The organism is Reyranella sp. (assembly GCF_036558665.1).
Taxonomy (GTDB): domain Bacteria; phylum Pseudomonadota; class Alphaproteobacteria; order Reyranellales; family Reyranellaceae; genus Reyranella.
On sequence record NZ_DATBFE010000114.1, the window covers coordinates 1 to 13,565 of the forward strand.

General features: G+C 65.9%; 16 protein-coding genes. 9 read left to right on the forward strand and 7 right to left on the reverse strand.

From position 1 onward, the window contains the following. Both VH499_RS17120 and VH499_RS17125 read left to right on the forward strand, forming a co-directional pair. Positions 1–450 (forward strand): VOC family protein (locus VH499_RS17120; protein WP_332053956.1); only part of this gene is annotated, 450 nt, incomplete at its 5' end. 69 nt (positions 451–519) lie between these two features. After that, positions 520–1,068 carry a nuclear transport factor 2 family protein gene (locus VH499_RS17125; protein WP_332053957.1) on the forward strand — a complete coding sequence of 183 codons (549 nt, stop codon included), beginning with the start codon at positions 520–522 and terminating at the stop codon, positions 1,066–1,068. 32 nt (positions 1,069–1,100) lie between these two features. Here the strand turns inward: VH499_RS17125 and VH499_RS17130 are convergent, their stop codons facing one another. Both VH499_RS17130 and VH499_RS17135 read right to left on the reverse strand, forming a co-directional pair. Next, the gene (locus VH499_RS17130) at positions 1,101–2,153 is read right to left on the reverse strand and encodes a TauD/TfdA family dioxygenase (protein ID WP_332053958.1); all 1,053 of its coding nucleotides are present in this window, start codon (positions 2,151–2,153) and stop codon (positions 1,101–1,103) included. Then, positions 2,150–2,656 (reverse strand): GNAT family N-acetyltransferase, encoded by a 507-nt coding sequence (locus tag VH499_RS17135; protein ID WP_332053959.1) that lies wholly within the window; start codon positions 2,654–2,656, stop codon positions 2,150–2,152. The genes VH499_RS17130 and VH499_RS17135 overlap by 4 nt, the downstream gene beginning before the upstream one ends. Before the next feature lie 59 nt (positions 2,657–2,715). On the opposite strand from VH499_RS17135, the gene VH499_RS17140 reads away from it, so the two are divergent. The 3 genes from VH499_RS17140 (at position 2,716) to VH499_RS17150 (ending at position 5,598) form a co-directional block, all read left to right on the forward strand. Then, complete coding sequence (locus VH499_RS17140; protein ID WP_332053960.1) at positions 2,716–3,864, forward strand: iron-containing alcohol dehydrogenase; 1,149 nt, start codon at positions 2,716–2,718, stop codon at positions 3,862–3,864. An 89-nt stretch (positions 3,865–3,953) separates the two neighbouring features. Then, positions 3,954–4,727 carry an SDR family oxidoreductase gene (locus VH499_RS17145; RefSeq protein ID WP_332053961.1) on the forward strand — a complete coding sequence of 258 codons (774 nt, stop codon included), beginning with the start codon at positions 3,954–3,956 and terminating at the stop codon, positions 4,725–4,727. A gap of 106 nt (positions 4,728–4,833) precedes the next feature. Continuing rightward, positions 4,834–5,598 carry a sulfite exporter TauE/SafE family protein gene (locus VH499_RS17150; RefSeq protein ID WP_332053962.1) on the forward strand — a complete coding sequence of 255 codons (765 nt, stop codon included), beginning with the start codon at positions 4,834–4,836 and terminating at the stop codon, positions 5,596–5,598. On the opposite strand, the gene VH499_RS17155 is transcribed toward VH499_RS17150, so the two are convergent. Both VH499_RS17155 and VH499_RS17160 read right to left on the reverse strand, forming a co-directional pair. After that, positions 5,599–5,814 (reverse strand): hypothetical protein, encoded by a 216-nt coding sequence (locus tag VH499_RS17155; protein ID WP_332053963.1) that lies wholly within the window; start codon positions 5,812–5,814, stop codon positions 5,599–5,601. A 207-nt stretch (positions 5,815–6,021) separates the two neighbouring features. Next, a complete protein-coding gene (locus VH499_RS17160) occupies positions 6,022–7,002 on the reverse strand; it encodes an ABC transporter substrate-binding protein (RefSeq protein ID WP_332053964.1) in 981 nt (326 codons plus the stop codon). 458 nt (positions 7,003–7,460) lie between these two features. Here VH499_RS17160 and VH499_RS17165 point away from each other — a divergent pair, with 458 nt between their 5' ends. Beyond that, positions 7,461–8,537 (forward strand): M91 family zinc metallopeptidase, encoded by a 1,077-nt coding sequence (locus VH499_RS17165; protein WP_332053965.1) that lies wholly within the window; start codon positions 7,461–7,463, stop codon positions 8,535–8,537. A 48-nt stretch (positions 8,538–8,585) separates the two neighbouring features. Here the strand turns inward: VH499_RS17165 and VH499_RS17170 are convergent, their stop codons facing one another. Next, complete coding sequence (locus VH499_RS17170) at positions 8,586–9,419, reverse strand: sulfotransferase domain-containing protein (RefSeq protein ID WP_332053966.1); 834 nt, start codon at positions 9,417–9,419, stop codon at positions 8,586–8,588. Between the two features lie 368 nt (positions 9,420–9,787). On the opposite strand from VH499_RS17170, the gene cysD reads away from it, so the two are divergent. Next, the gene (cysD, locus tag VH499_RS17175) at positions 9,788–10,717 is read left to right on the forward strand and encodes a sulfate adenylyltransferase subunit CysD (RefSeq protein WP_332053967.1); all 930 of its coding nucleotides are present in this window, start codon (positions 9,788–9,790) and stop codon (positions 10,715–10,717) included. Between the two features lie 8 nt (positions 10,718–10,725). Further along, positions 10,726–12,597: an adenylyl-sulfate kinase gene (gene cysC, locus VH499_RS17180; RefSeq protein ID WP_332053968.1), complete on the forward strand. Its 1,872-nt coding sequence runs from the start codon at positions 10,726–10,728 to the stop codon at positions 12,595–12,597. Between the two features lie 35 nt (positions 12,598–12,632). On the opposite strand, the gene VH499_RS17185 is transcribed toward cysC, so the two are convergent. Further along, a complete protein-coding gene (locus tag VH499_RS17185) occupies positions 12,633–12,878 on the reverse strand; it encodes a BrnA antitoxin family protein (protein ID WP_332053969.1) in 246 nt (81 codons plus the stop codon). Next, positions 12,859–13,131, reverse strand: coding sequence for a BrnT family toxin (locus VH499_RS17190; protein ID WP_332053970.1), 273 nt, complete (start codon positions 13,129–13,131; stop codon positions 12,859–12,861). The genes VH499_RS17185 and VH499_RS17190 overlap by 20 nt, the downstream gene beginning before the upstream one ends. Positions 13,132–13,332: 201 nt before the next feature. On the opposite strand from VH499_RS17190, the gene VH499_RS17195 reads away from it, so the two are divergent. Beyond that, a partial coding sequence (locus VH499_RS17195) for a hypothetical protein (RefSeq protein ID WP_332053971.1) occupies positions 13,333–13,565 on the forward strand: 233 nt, incomplete at its 3' end.

Sequence of the window (13,565 nt, forward strand, 5' to 3'; positions counted from 1 at the left end):
CAGAAGGGGGCGACGATGGTACGGCACTTCGACCATCTGACGATCGCGGTGCGCGATCTCGACAGGGCACGCCGGTTCTTCGGTCTGCTGGGCTTCAAGGAGGCGATTTCCGTGGTGATCACCGGCGAGCCCTTCGCCTCATACATGGGACTGCCGGAGATCGAGGCGGACCACGTGACCCTGGTGCTGGAGAATGCCAGCCCGCGCACCGAGATCCAGCTCCTGCACTATCGCCATCCGCAGTCGATTGCCGACCCGAACATCCGCGACCTGCACAAGATCGGCCTCAACCATGTCTGCTTCGCCACGGATGATATCGACGCCGAGCTTCGCAAGATGCGCGAGAACGGCTTCGAGACGCGCAGCGACATCCTGGATTTCCACTCGCGCAAGCTGGTCTTTCTCGATGGGCCGGAGGGCGTGGTCGTCGAGCTTTCGCAGTGGCACTAGTCCCGTGCGGGCCTGAATGGATATCCGCCATGATCCGGCGCAATCTCGTGAAAGCAGGAGGGAACGACCATGGCAGGCCATGATCTCGAAAGCCTTTGGGAGGCACATTGTCGCTACGAGTTCGAGACCCGGGACGTCGACGCGACCATGGCCACGATGGTGGCGGAGCCCTACGTCAACCACATTCCGACCATGACCGGCGGAGTGGGGCACGATGAGCTCAAGCGCTTCTACAAGTACCATTTCATTGGCGCCAACCCGCCGGATTTTCGACTGACTCCGGTCAGCCGGACGATCTCCGCGGATCGGCTGGTCGACGAGTTCGTCGTGCACTTCACCCACACCACCGAGATCGACTGGATGCTGCCCGGCATTGCGCCGACCGGGCGGGAAGTGAGCGTTCCCACCGTCGCCATCGTGCAGTTCAGGGAGGGAAAGCTGATCCACGAGCATATCTACTGGGACCAGGCCTCGGTCCTCGTGCAGATCGGCAAGCTCGACCCCGAGGGTCTGCCGATCGTCGGGGCCGACGCGGCGCGAAAGGTCATGGACAAGACGCTGCCGAGCAACACCCTGATGAAGGAGATCTGGCAGCGAAGTGCCGGCAAGCCGATCTAGGTTGTGACGTTCGGAGCAGCATGCTCCGACGGTCAGATCGCGACCTGCTGGATGCCGCCGCGGAGCCGGCCCGCCTCGATGCTGCGCCACAGGATCTCGTGACCCTTCGGCAGCGCCCGGTTGTTGGGCATCGAGAGCCAGAGGCGCAGCAGCAGCCGGTCGTGGCCGCTCGCCGCGTCGTCCTCGAAGGGCGTGCGGCCGTGATAGGTGACGTGGCTGTTGATGAGCTGCAGGTCGCCGGGATCGAGCGTCATCTCGAAGCAGAGCTCCTGCGCGGTCTGCATCAGGATGTCGATCGCTTCCTTCTGCTCGGCGGTGAGCTTGGGCACGCCGGGCGCCATCTGCGCCGCCTCGATGAAGGTCAGCGAATAGTGCGACGTGAACTTGCCGTCGCGCAGGCCGAAGATCGGCAGCGGATAGGCGGTCTCCTTGGTGGTGCCTTCCTCGCCGAAGCGGCTGCGCCAGAAATCCTGGAACAGCACTTCGAGGAGATCCGGCCGGCGTGCCAGGATGGCGTTGTGAACGGCGGGCGTCGAAGCGAGCGTGCTGACGCCGCCCGCGCGCGCCTGGCGCACGCAAAGCAGGCCGACCACGTCGGTGCGGTCGGTATGGAAGCGCAGGCCGCCATTGGTGAGCGTGCGCGCATAAGACGAGAGGAAGGTGGTGCCCTTGTTCTCGTCCTGCACCTGGCCATAAGTGCGGCCGACATGCGCGCCCTCGTCGCGGATCGCGCGCATCAGCTCGCCGCTCCTGTTCTGGAACACCGGCGTGCCGAGATGGCTGCCGAAGCCGAAATAGAGGCGGCGCAGATCATCCTCGCCGTAGCGGTCGACCGGAAAGCCGCGCAATTTCATGATGCCGCTGCCGTTCTCCAGCTCGCCGGCGATGTCGTCGAAGAGTGGACCCAACGTCGGCAGCGGGAAGTCCGCGCGTGTGATCTCCTGCCAGGGACGGTCCTTCACCGCCTGCAACGCTTTATCGAGATCGGCCACGGCGCTCGCCGGTAGATCGCGGATCCAGCGCCTGGAGGTCGCGATGTCGTTGCCCTGCCAGACGGACGGGCCGGTGAGCGGGGTGCGGGTCATCGGCCGACCTTATCATATTCGCGGTTCAGAAGATGTTTCCTCATGTTGATGGAGGTCGGATAGTCGAAGCCCGGATGCGCCTCGCGGCCGGTCTCGACGTAGCCCAGAGACCGGAAGAGCCGCTGGTTCTCGGTCAGCACCACGCGCACGCCGAGCCGCACGCCGGCGAGACCTCGCGCACGCGCGTCGGCTTCGACAGCGGCGACGAGGCGCCTCGCGAGGCCCAGGCCGCGCGCTTCGGGCACGACCGCGAGCCGCCCGAAATAGAGGTCGCCTTCCATCACCTTGATCATGACGCAGCCCAGCATCTCGCCGTTCCGCTCCGCGACGATCGCGCCCGCACCCTTGGCAAGCTCCGCCGCGATCCCTTCCTCGGTCTCGCGGAAGGCGCCTGACTCGGGGACGAGCCTGCCGCGATATTGCGCGAAGGCCGATGCGATCGTGGCCGCGATCGCGGGCGCATCGTCTGGTGTCGCCGGCCGCAGGACAACAGGGTCGCTCATCGCTCTCTTCTCGCGTAGGCTCGCGGCAAAAGCGAGAGGAAACGACCCAGAGGAAGAATATGGCGCTCATCACCTATCTCACCCGCATCCAGTTCGAGTTCGGCGCGCTGAAGCTCCTCGAGTCGGAACTGCAGCTTCTCGGCATCCGCCGGCCGCTGATCGTGACCGACAAGGGCATCATCGCCGCCGGCCTGTGGGGCAAGGTGAAGGACAAGCTGCCGGGCAACATGCCGGTCGCAATCTATGACGGCACACCGGAGAATCCGACGGAAGCAGCGATGCGCGACGCGCTCAGGATCTACAGGGAGGAAGGCTGCGACGGCATCGTCGCCATCGGCGGCGGTTCGCCGATGGATCTTGCCAAGGGCGTCGCGCTGATGGCGACGCACCCCGGCAATTCGCTGCAGGCGTACGCGATGGTCGAAGGCGGCGCGGCGAAGATCACGTCCGCGGTAGCGCCGATCGTCGCCATCCCGACCACGTCGGGCACCGGCAGCGAGGTGAGCCGCGGCGGCGTCATCATCATGGACTCCGGCCGCAAGCTCGCGATCGGCAGCCCGCATCTCATCCCCAGGCTGGCGCTGATCGATCCCGAGCTGACGCTCGGCCTGCCGCCGCATCTCACCGCCGGCACCGGCATGGACGCTTTCACGCACAACATCGAATGCTTCCTGTCCAACGCCTACAATCCGCCGGCCGACGCGATCGCGCTCGATGGGCTGGACAAGGCGTGGCGCTATGTCGAGCGCGCCACCAAGGACGGCCAGGATCGCGAGGCGCGCTATCACATGGCGATGGCGGCGATGGAGGGCGCAATGGTGTTCCAGAAGGGGCTGGGCGCCGTCCATGCGCTCAGCCATCCGACCGGCGGGCTCAAGGGCCATCGCTTGCACCACGGCACCCTGAACGCGATCTACCTGCCGGCGGTGCTGCGCTTCAACGCGCCGGCGGTCGGCGACAAATACGCGAAGGTGGCCGAGGTATTGGGCCTGCCCGAGCGCGAGGGCACGGCCGACGGCGTCGCCAACGCCGTGTCGGCGCTGAACGATCGGCTCGGCATTCCCAGGGGACTGGGCGCAATGGGCGTGAGGCAGGACGAGGTCGAGCCGATCGCCGAGGGCGCGCTCGGCGATCATTGCCACCTCTCGACCCCGCGCCAGCCGACCAGGGCGCAGTATGTGGAGCTGATCGAACAGAGCTGGGGTTAGTTCGCCGGACCGCGAGCCTCTTGCTCGTCTTGATCATGAGCGAGCTGGAGGCTCGCGGTCCGGAAGAAGAGGTTGACCGGGAGACACGGATGAAAGTGAAGGACAAGGTCTGCGTCGTGACGGGCGCGGCGGGCGGAATCGGCGAGGCGATCGCGCGACGTTACGCCAAAGAAGGTGCGAAGGGCGTGGTCGTGGCCGATATGGACCGGGCGCGGCTCGAGAAGGTGGCGAAGGACGTCAAGGGCGTTGCCGTCGCCTGCGATGTCGGCAAGGAAGCCGACATTCGCCATCTGGTGGCCGAGGCCGAGCGCCACTACGGGCCGGTCGATGTCTTTTTCTCCAACGCCGGGATCGGCCGCGGCGGCCACGAGGATGCGACCGACAAGGACTGGGCCGACAGTTGGGCGATCCATGTCATGGCCCACGTCTATGCCGCGCGCGCCCTCGTGCCGGGTATGCTCCAGCGCAAATCGGGCTATCTCCTGAACACCGCCAGCGCGGCGGGCCTGCTCGCCTCGATGGGCTCGGCGCCCTACGGCGTCACCAAGCATGCCGGCGTGGCGCTCGCCGAGCACCTGGCGATCCAGTACGGCGACAAGGGCATTTGCGTCTCCGTGCTTTGCCCGCAGGCGGTCGACACCAACATGCTGCGCATGGCCGGCGCCGGCGCGGCCTCGGTCGATGGCGTACTCAACCCCGATGCCGTGGCGCAGACCGTCATCGAGGCGATGGAGGCGGAGACCTTCCTGATCCTGACGCATCCCCAGGTGAAGGAATACATGGCCCGCAAGCTCGACCGCGACCGCTGGCTGCGCGGCATGCGGCGGCTCCGGGACAAGACGGGGGAGGGACAGCGGCGATAGACGCGGTGCTTCATGGTCTTTTGGACCGCGAGCCTCCGCCTCGCTCGTGATCAGGAGCGAGCCGGAGGCGCGCGGCCCGGGAGAGCGTGAGTCCGAAGAACGAGTGATGCTCCCCTACCTCGATCACCTGTTCGCCGGGACCGGCCTCATGATCGCGCTCGGCGTCACGCTGGTCGCAGGCCTGATGCGCGGCTTCGCGGGCTTCGGCTCGGCCATGCTGATGGCGCCGATCTTCGCCCTCCTGTTCGGCTCGGCGGAGATGGTCGTCACCGTGGTGGCGATCGAGCTGGTCGTTTCGCTCCAGCTCTTCCCCCAGGTGCGGACCAGCGCCGACTGGAAGACCCTCGCGCCCATGAGCGTCGCCGCCTGTGTCGCGATGCCGCTCGGCGTGTGGGCGCTGGCGAGCGTCGACAAGGGCACGATCGTGACGGCCGTGTCGGCGGTGATCGTGGTTTTCGTCGCGCTGATGTGGACCGGCTGGAAATATCGCGGCCGGCGCTCGACCGGGGCGACGGTGGCGGTCGGCGCCGTCTCGGGCGCGATGATGGCGACCACCAGTGTCGGCGGCCCGCCGGTGCTGCTCTATCTCCTCTCGGGCAACGACCCGCCCGCCGTGAACCGCGCCAACATCGTTACCTACTATTTCCTCACCCAGTTCCTGCTGATCGTGATCGTGCTGGCAAGCGGCGTCGCCGGCTGGCAGGCGCTGGCGCGCGCGGCGGTGCTGTTCCCGCTGATGATCGCGGGCGCCTGGCTCGGCGGGCGCCTGTTCCACGGCCTCGCGAGCGAACGGCTCTATCGCAACGTTGCGCTCGGCATCCTGTTCGCGACCGGCCTGTTCGGGCTCCTGCGAAGCTTCATCGTTCCCTGATCAGAGCGGCTTCTCGACGCAGATGCCCCAGGCCGTCGGCTTGTTGCTGTTGCGCTCCTTGTCGAAGCCGCCGTTCCATGTCTGCACCACCTTGTCGCGGAAGGATTGGCACGCCTGCTGGGTCTTGAAGTCGAACTTCTGCGTCGAGGTGCCGGCATTGGAACCGGGCACGGCGAAAACCAGCAGCAGGACAACGATCGTGGCGGCGGAACTCATCTCGGGCCTCCGGTCATGTGAACGCGGCCGCATTCACCGCAGTTCCCGTCGCCGCGCCGAGGCCCCGGCCTTGGGGTTGGACGCGGACTCTTTGGTCACGAGGTAGAGGGCGGCGAGCTTGTCACATGGCGTCCCGACCCAGGTCCGCTTTCAGGGTCAGTGCCGACGCCTGATGCCCGGTTCGGCCATTTCGGCTTTTGACCACCTTTACTCGATAACCTCATCGGCACGCGCGAGGATCGATAGCGGGATGGTAATGCCGAGGTCTTTGGCGGCTTTCACGTTAATGACCAATTCGAATGTCGTCGGCTGAGTAATGGGCAGGTCGCCCGGCTTGACGCCCTTGAGAATCTTCCCGGCATAGTTGCCAACCTGACGGAAAACACCGGCAAAGCTTGCGCCATAACTGATCAGGCCGCCAACGGCCACAAACTCGCGAAAGCCGTAGACAGCCGGAATGGCATGGCGTGCTGCAAGCGAGGCGAGCTGCTCGCGTCGGCTCATAAAGAAGGCCTCGGGGACGACAATGAGGCCATCGACCTGGCTCTTGCCAAGCGTGTCGAACGCGGCGTCGATCTCGGCGGCAGTGCTGGCCTCAAGGATCTTGAGCCGCACGCGGGTCCGACTCGCGGCGTCCTGCACAATTCGCACCTGACGCTTGGAGGTTGAATTGGTCGAGTTTACGAGCACCGCGATCACGCGAGCATTTGGGACGAGTTCTCTTGCCAATTCGAGCAGCTTCGGATTGAGCGCCTCCGCGATGAAGGTGACGCCCGTGATGTTACTGGCCGGCCGCGCCATGCTCTTGACCAGGCCGACCTCGACGGGATCGCTTCCGAACGTGAAGACGATGGGAATTGTCACGGTCGCATCCTTTGCCGCGCGTGCGGCATCGGTGGCGCCGCCCGCCACAATCGCATCCACTTTACGGCCGACAAAATCGGCCGCGAACTCTTGCAGGCGGTCGTATCGACCCTCGGCCCAACGGTATTCAATGGTCACATTCTGCCCTTCGACAAAGCCCATGGCGGCTAGACCTTGGCGAAAAGCATCTACAAGATGCGCCGAGTCGCCGGCTGACCTGCCGCTCATGAAGCCGATCACCGGCACCGACCTCTGCTGAGCCCCGCAGGCAAGCGGCCAGAGGGCCATCCCGCCAAGCGCAATGGTGAAGTCCCGTCTTCTCATTCGATCACTTCGTCGGCGCTCAGCGGGGTTGCCGACCACTTTTGCCGCGACGATCGCAGCCAGTCTGTGCTTTTTCCCCCAAGCGTTCCCCCCGCCGAGCTATCACGCCATCCTACGTCATTCTCAGACGAACCGACAAACGCCGATGCTTCAGATCCAGGAACCGCTACGCTTGCATGGAACGAGGGGCGTCAGTTTGCCCGATGGATGTCTGGTATGGCCCCCGAGCGAACCTCCACGTCGCGTAGGGGACCAAAATCCGCGCATGCGCAGGCGTCCCTCGGATGAGGAATTGCACGGTGAGATCCAGGCCAAAACTGGACTAGGATCTCGTTGGGTGAATGTGTCTGTTGGGAAAGGGGCAACGCCGTTTTCGATGGAGATCATCCATGAGTTGGGACCACCAGCAATACGTTGACTTCATCAGGAAGAATGCGCCGGCGGCCGATCGCCGGAGCTTGCTGCAGGCCAACTCCAGGCCGTTTGTCTCGAAGGACGCGCCAAAACGTGGCAAGCCTCCGAAGATCTTCGCGACATACTATTCGATGCCCGATTGGCTCGATATCTTCAGCAGTCCGACAAAATCGTTGGCGTCTCCCAAGGTCAGGCTGGATAGCCGCCTTGGCAAAGTGCCGTTCGGTCAGATCATTGGCGAGTACAGGCATGCGGCGCAACAGCACCAGGACAAGGTGATCGCATGTTTGGATCGCGTCGATTCGTTCTCGAGCGGGAAGGCCTTGCTTGCCGAGCTCGGCGGCACCGGGCATTCGGTGCGGATAATGCCGTACTGGCATTTCTTCAGAACCATGCCCGGCGCCGAGTATTTCAACTCGACGCCCACGCCGGTCGGGCCACGCGAATCAATGTCCTACATGGCCGATGGCACGGCGGGAGACGAGGAGGACGCCTACGAAAAGAATGCGCCGCTGCGCGGGGACGACAACGAGCCGCTATCCGAGAAAGGTACGGGAAAGGGAGCGAACGTCGTGCTCTTCTTCTCGCCCGAAATCTGGGAGAGCGCGGACGCCCCGAAGGGCCCCGGATTCAGGCCTGACGAGGTTCTGTTCCACGAACTGGTCCACGTGACCCGCATGCTTCGCGGACGGTTCACCCACGCCCCGGTCGAGGGAAGGGGCGGCTACGGGAATATCGAAGAGTATTTCGCGACCGTGATCGCGAACGTGTATCTGTCCGACAAGGGACAGACCAAGCTGCGGGGCTTCTACAGCAACGACTTCATCCGGCAGAACACGACGCACGTGAAGGTCGGCGGCGAAGAGATCATGGTGGTCATCGATCCCCTTCCGAAGGACTGGAGCGTGATGAAGGACCCCGACCACTTCATCGACAACATCGATCACCTGGATATCTCGCCAAGGCAGCTGATGCAGATCTTCAAGAACAAGCAGCCGGAATTCTATTTTGCGCTGGCCCATCTGCCGGAATTCAAGCCGAGGTTCAATCCTGTGGGACAACACTTCAGGGAAAACCTGCACCCGAGCACGGCTCCGGCATTGCGCCAGAAACGGCCTTGATGATCGTCGCCGATCTCGATCGGCTCGCGGAGAACGGAGATCGCGCTTCTAGAAGAACGAGAACGCCCGGCTGAGCTCGCGCAGCGGCCGCAAGCCGCCGTCGGCAAGGCGTTCCAGCCGCGACGGCGGGTGCTGCAGGTCGAGCACCCAGTTGTGGTCGGGCTCGTAGCCCAGCGCCTGCAGCGCGCCGGGAAAGCGGGCGACGAAAGTGTAGGCGAGCGGGACCGTGAACTCGCGCTTCCACTGCCCGACATCGCCCGACCGGACGTGCCTGTTGCCGAGCCGCGAGAGGCCGCCGAACAGGCTGTTGCGCCAGAAGCACTCGTCGCAGATCGCCTGCTCGGTCTCGTCGAAGCCCAGGAAGGTCGAGATCCTGCGCCAGCAGGCGAGGTGCGTGTCCTGCCGCAGATCCTCGTAACGGGCCTCGAAGCAATTGGGCCGGCCATAGCGCCAACCCAGCATGTCGTGCACCGTGCCGGCCGACGAGTGCTCCATCTCGTAGACATACTGCCGGTGCCTGGTCGGCTGCTCCTTCAGCCGGCGCTGGTAGGTGACGTCGTCGTAGCCTGGCACCGGCTCGTGCAGCCAGCTCTCGTTCGACTTCTTGTGGTAGTGCATCGCCGAGATGACGACGTCGCGCGGATCGCGGATGAGATGGAGGATGCGCACGTCGCCGCGCTCCAGGAGCTGCGGCCGGTCGCGGAAATCGGAATCGCTGTTGAGGAGGATGAAGGGAGGCCTCAGCGCCGGCGCCGGGTGTTCCGACTGTGCCCTGGAGTCGAGGTACGCCACGCCCAGTTCGGCCGCGAGCATCTTGAAGACGCCGTCCATCCAGACGGTGCCCGTCTTGTGGTGTGTGGCGACGATGACGTTGTATTTCATTGTACTCTGGTCTCTCTGCGTACTCTGGTCCTTCTGCGGGACCCGTCCGGCCGGGGGCTTCAGCCGTCGTGCACAGGTACGAGTCGCAGGCTCAACTCATCCCCACGGCGGTAGCGCCGCCTTTTGCCTTGCAACTTACTTGTAAGCGGGACAAGTGCAAGAACCACGCCATTGCCATTCCGCGCCGACATGGCAGAGCCGAGCCTTGTGCCGCGAACACAGGGCGATTCCGGACCGCCGATTCCGGCCGATGTAAAATAAAGTTGATCGCAGGGCCCGCTTCCAGGCGCACGAGCCCTTGGTCTGTGGCTTCACGCGGCCGTGAGGCGCCTGCTACCGTGCGGTCCCTCGATCGTTCCAAGCAGAAAATGCCGTTCTCGACCCTGGCCATGGCCTCGCGCCTGTCGCCGCACCTGCAGCGGCTGGAAGACGAGGCGATTTACATCCTGCGTGAAGTCGTGGCCGAGTTCGGCAAGCCCGTCCTGCTCTATTCCGTCGGCAAGGACTCGAGCGTGCTGCTTCACCTCGCGCGCAAGGCTTTCCATCCGGCGCCGCCGCCGTTTCCGTTGTTGCATATCGCCACCGGCTGGGATTTCCGCGCCCTGCTCGAGCACCGCGACCGCATGGCGGCGGCGTACGGGCTGGAGCTGCTGGTCCATTGCAACGACGAGGCGGCGCGCGCCGGCGTCAATCCGTTCGACACCGAGACCGGCGAATACTCGCGCCTGATGCTCACCGAGGCGCTGCGGACGGCGCTCGACCGGCACGGCTTCGACGTCGCGCTGGGCGGCGCGCGGCGCGACGAGGAGAAGGCGCGCGCCAAGGAACGGATCTTCTCCCATCGCCGCCGCGGCCATGTCTGGGATCCGCGGCGGCAGCGGCCGGAGCTGTGGCGGCTGTTCAACACGCGGCTGGCGCCGGGCGAGACGATGCGCGTCTTTCCGCTCTCCAACTGGACCGAGCTCGACGTCTGGAGTTACATCCAGGCCGAGGTCGTTCCCATCGTGCCGCTCTACCTCGCGGCCGAGCGGCCGGTCGTGAGGCGCGCCGGCGCCCTGATCGCGGTCGACGATTGCCGCCTGAAGCTGCACCTGGAGGAGAGGCCGACGACGCGACGCGTGCGCTTCCGGACGCTTGGCTGCTGGCCGCTCACCGGCGCGATCGAATCGGGTGCGGGCGATGTCGCGGCGGTGATTGCCGAGCTGGTGGCCTCGCGCGCTTCGGAGCGCCAGGGCCGCCTGGTCGACGGCGCGCCGCAGGCCTCGATGGAGCGCAAGAAGCGGGAGGGCTACTTTTGACGCCCGACATGAATGTCCAGAACGCCGTCGCGCCGCTGGCCGGCCGCGGCGAGCTGCGCTTCCTCGCCTGCGGCTCGGTCGACGACGGCAAGTCGACCCTGATCGGCCGCCTGATCGCCGACGCGGGCGGCTTGCTCGACGATCAGGCCAAGGCGCTGCGCGAGGACTCGCGACGCTTCGGCACCTGCAACGGGGCGGTCGATTTCGCGCTGCTGCTCGACGGGCTGGAGGCCGAGCGCGAGCAGGGCATCACCATCGACGTCGCCTACCGCTTCTTCTCGACCGCGCGCCGCGCCTTCGTGGTGGCCGACACGCCGGGCCATCGCCAGTACACGCGCAACATGGCGACCGGCGCCTCGAACGCCGAGCTCGCCGTCCTCCTGGTCGATGCGCGCAAGGGCGTGCTGGAGCAGACGCGGCGGCACGCCGCGATCGTGGCGCTGCTCGGCATCCGCCACCTCGTGCTGGCGGTCAACAAGATCGACCTGGTCGGTTTCGCCGCGGCGAGCTTTCGCGAGATCGAGGCGGCCTTCGCCGCCGTCGCCCGGCCGCTCGATTTCAGCTCGGTCGTGGCGATCCCGCTGTCGGCACGCCACGGCGACAATGTCACGGCGCGCAGCGCACGCACCGGGTGGTATCGCGGGCCGTCGCTGCTCGAGCATCTCGAGACCGTGCGCACCGATGCCGAGGCGGCCGACCGGCCGTTCCGCTTTGCCGTGCAGTGGGTGAACCGGCCCAATGCCGACTTTCGCGGCTTCGCCGGCACCGTGGCGAGCGGCCGGGTCGCCGTGGGCGATCGGGTCGTGGCGGCGTCATCGGGGCGGATCGCCGAGGTGGCGCGCATCGTGACCTTCGACGGCGATCTCGCGACCGCCGCGGCCGGCCGGTCGGTGACGCTCGTCTTCAGGGACGAGATCGACATCGGCCGTGGCGATCTGCTGGCCGATCCGAAGAACCGCCCGACGGTCGCCCGCCGGCTCGCCGCCGATCTCGTGTGGATGGACGAGGCGCCGGCGCTGCCCGGCAAGCGCTATCTCCTGAAGATCGGCACGGCCACCGTTCCGGCCGCGATCACGCGCATCGCCAACACGCTCGACGTCGAGTCGCTCGCGCGCCTGCCGGGCGGGGTGCTCGAGCTGAACGGCATCGGCCGCGTCGAGATCGAGACCGCGGCGCCGGTCGCCTTCGATCCCTATGACGACAACCGCCGCACCGGCGCCTTCATCCTGATCGACGCCGCGACGCTTGGCACGGTCGCAGCCGGCCTCGCGGTCGCGAGTCTCGACCGCTCGACCAACGTTCATCACCAGCCCGAGGACGTGACGCCCCAGGTCCGCGCCCGCGCCAAGGGCCAGCGCGCGACCGTGGTGTGGCTGACCGGCCTGCCGGGCTCGGGCAAGTCGACCATTGCCAACGCCGTCGAACGCAGGCTGGTGGCGCTCGGCCGCCAGACCATGCTGCTCGACGGCGACAATCTCCGGCAGGGCCTCAACGCCGATCTCGGCTTCGATGCCGCCTCGCGCGCCGAGAACGTGCGCCGCGTCGGCGAGGTGGCGAAGCTGATGGCCGACGCCGGCCTGATCGTGCTGGTGGCGCTGGTCTCGCCGTTCCGCGCCGACCGGGCGCGCGCGCGGTCGCTCATGCCCGAGGGCCGCTTCCTCGAGGTGTTCGTCGACACGCCGGCCGAGATCTGCCGCCTGCGCGACCCCAAGGGCCTCTACGCCAAGGCCGAACGCGGCAAGGTCGAGAACGTCACCGGCCGCGACCAGCCCTACGAGCCGCCCGAGTCGCCCGACCTCGTCCTGCGCACGCTGGAGCTCGACCCGGAGCAGGCGGCCGAGCTCGTGATCGAGAAGGTGCTGGGTCGGCCTCTCACCTGATGGTGCGAGACGACTGCCACTCGCGACGGCTCACCTCATGCCGCCCGTCTCGCCCGCCTCTTGATGGCCGACCGCAGCGTGGCGTTGATCCGGGTCTGCCAACCGGGACCGAGACCGCGAAAGTGGTCGAGCACATCCGCATCGAGCCGCAGGGTCGTCGAGATCTTCGGCCGTGCGGACTTGGGACGCCCGCGCTTTACCGGCACGGCGTCGAACTTCTCTTTCCACTTCCGAGACGACAGGTCCGGCGCCTCGTCCGGATCAACGAAGGCGCGGGCCATAGAGCGCTTGCTCCTTGCCATTGGCTTTCCTTATCGAGATGACGCGGCGGGCCGCGCCGCGCGGAGTCCAGACCAGAACGACCATGCGGCCGGCGAATAGCCCGATCGTGATGAAGCGAACTTCGCCGTAGTCGCGCCGATCGTCCTCAACGGTCAGTGTGGGACCTTCGAACACCTGGCCGGCGGCTGCCATGTCGAGCCCCCGGGCCACAAGGGTCGCCTGACGCTTGACGGTGTCGAATTCGATCTTCACGATTTTAATGTTACTACAATAAAGGCGCGCCGTTCAATACTTGTTGTAGCTACAAAATGTGCCCCGCCGTCGCCGTCGCGGGACGACATTGCGACAGCACGAAGTCGGGGCTTCGGGCACGATCCGCGCCGCCCGAGCGGCACACGTCGAAGGTCCCTCGGTATTGTCCCGCGATAACAATTCTGGTTTGGCGCAAGGCAAATGTCCGCTACCCCTCGGCGTGGCGGGCGCTTTTTCTTTGACCGGCCCATTGTGGACTATGACATTGTTCCCGAACGAAAAGTGACGGAGTTGGCAAAGATGCAGGCGAGGATCGTGGAAATTCGCTGCAGGAAAGCGACCATCCAGGCGCTCTGCGTGGATCTCAATCCGGATCCGGTCGAGGGGGTCGGCTTTGAAAGCGAATTGTCAAAGAAGAGGGCGGCGTCACAGAG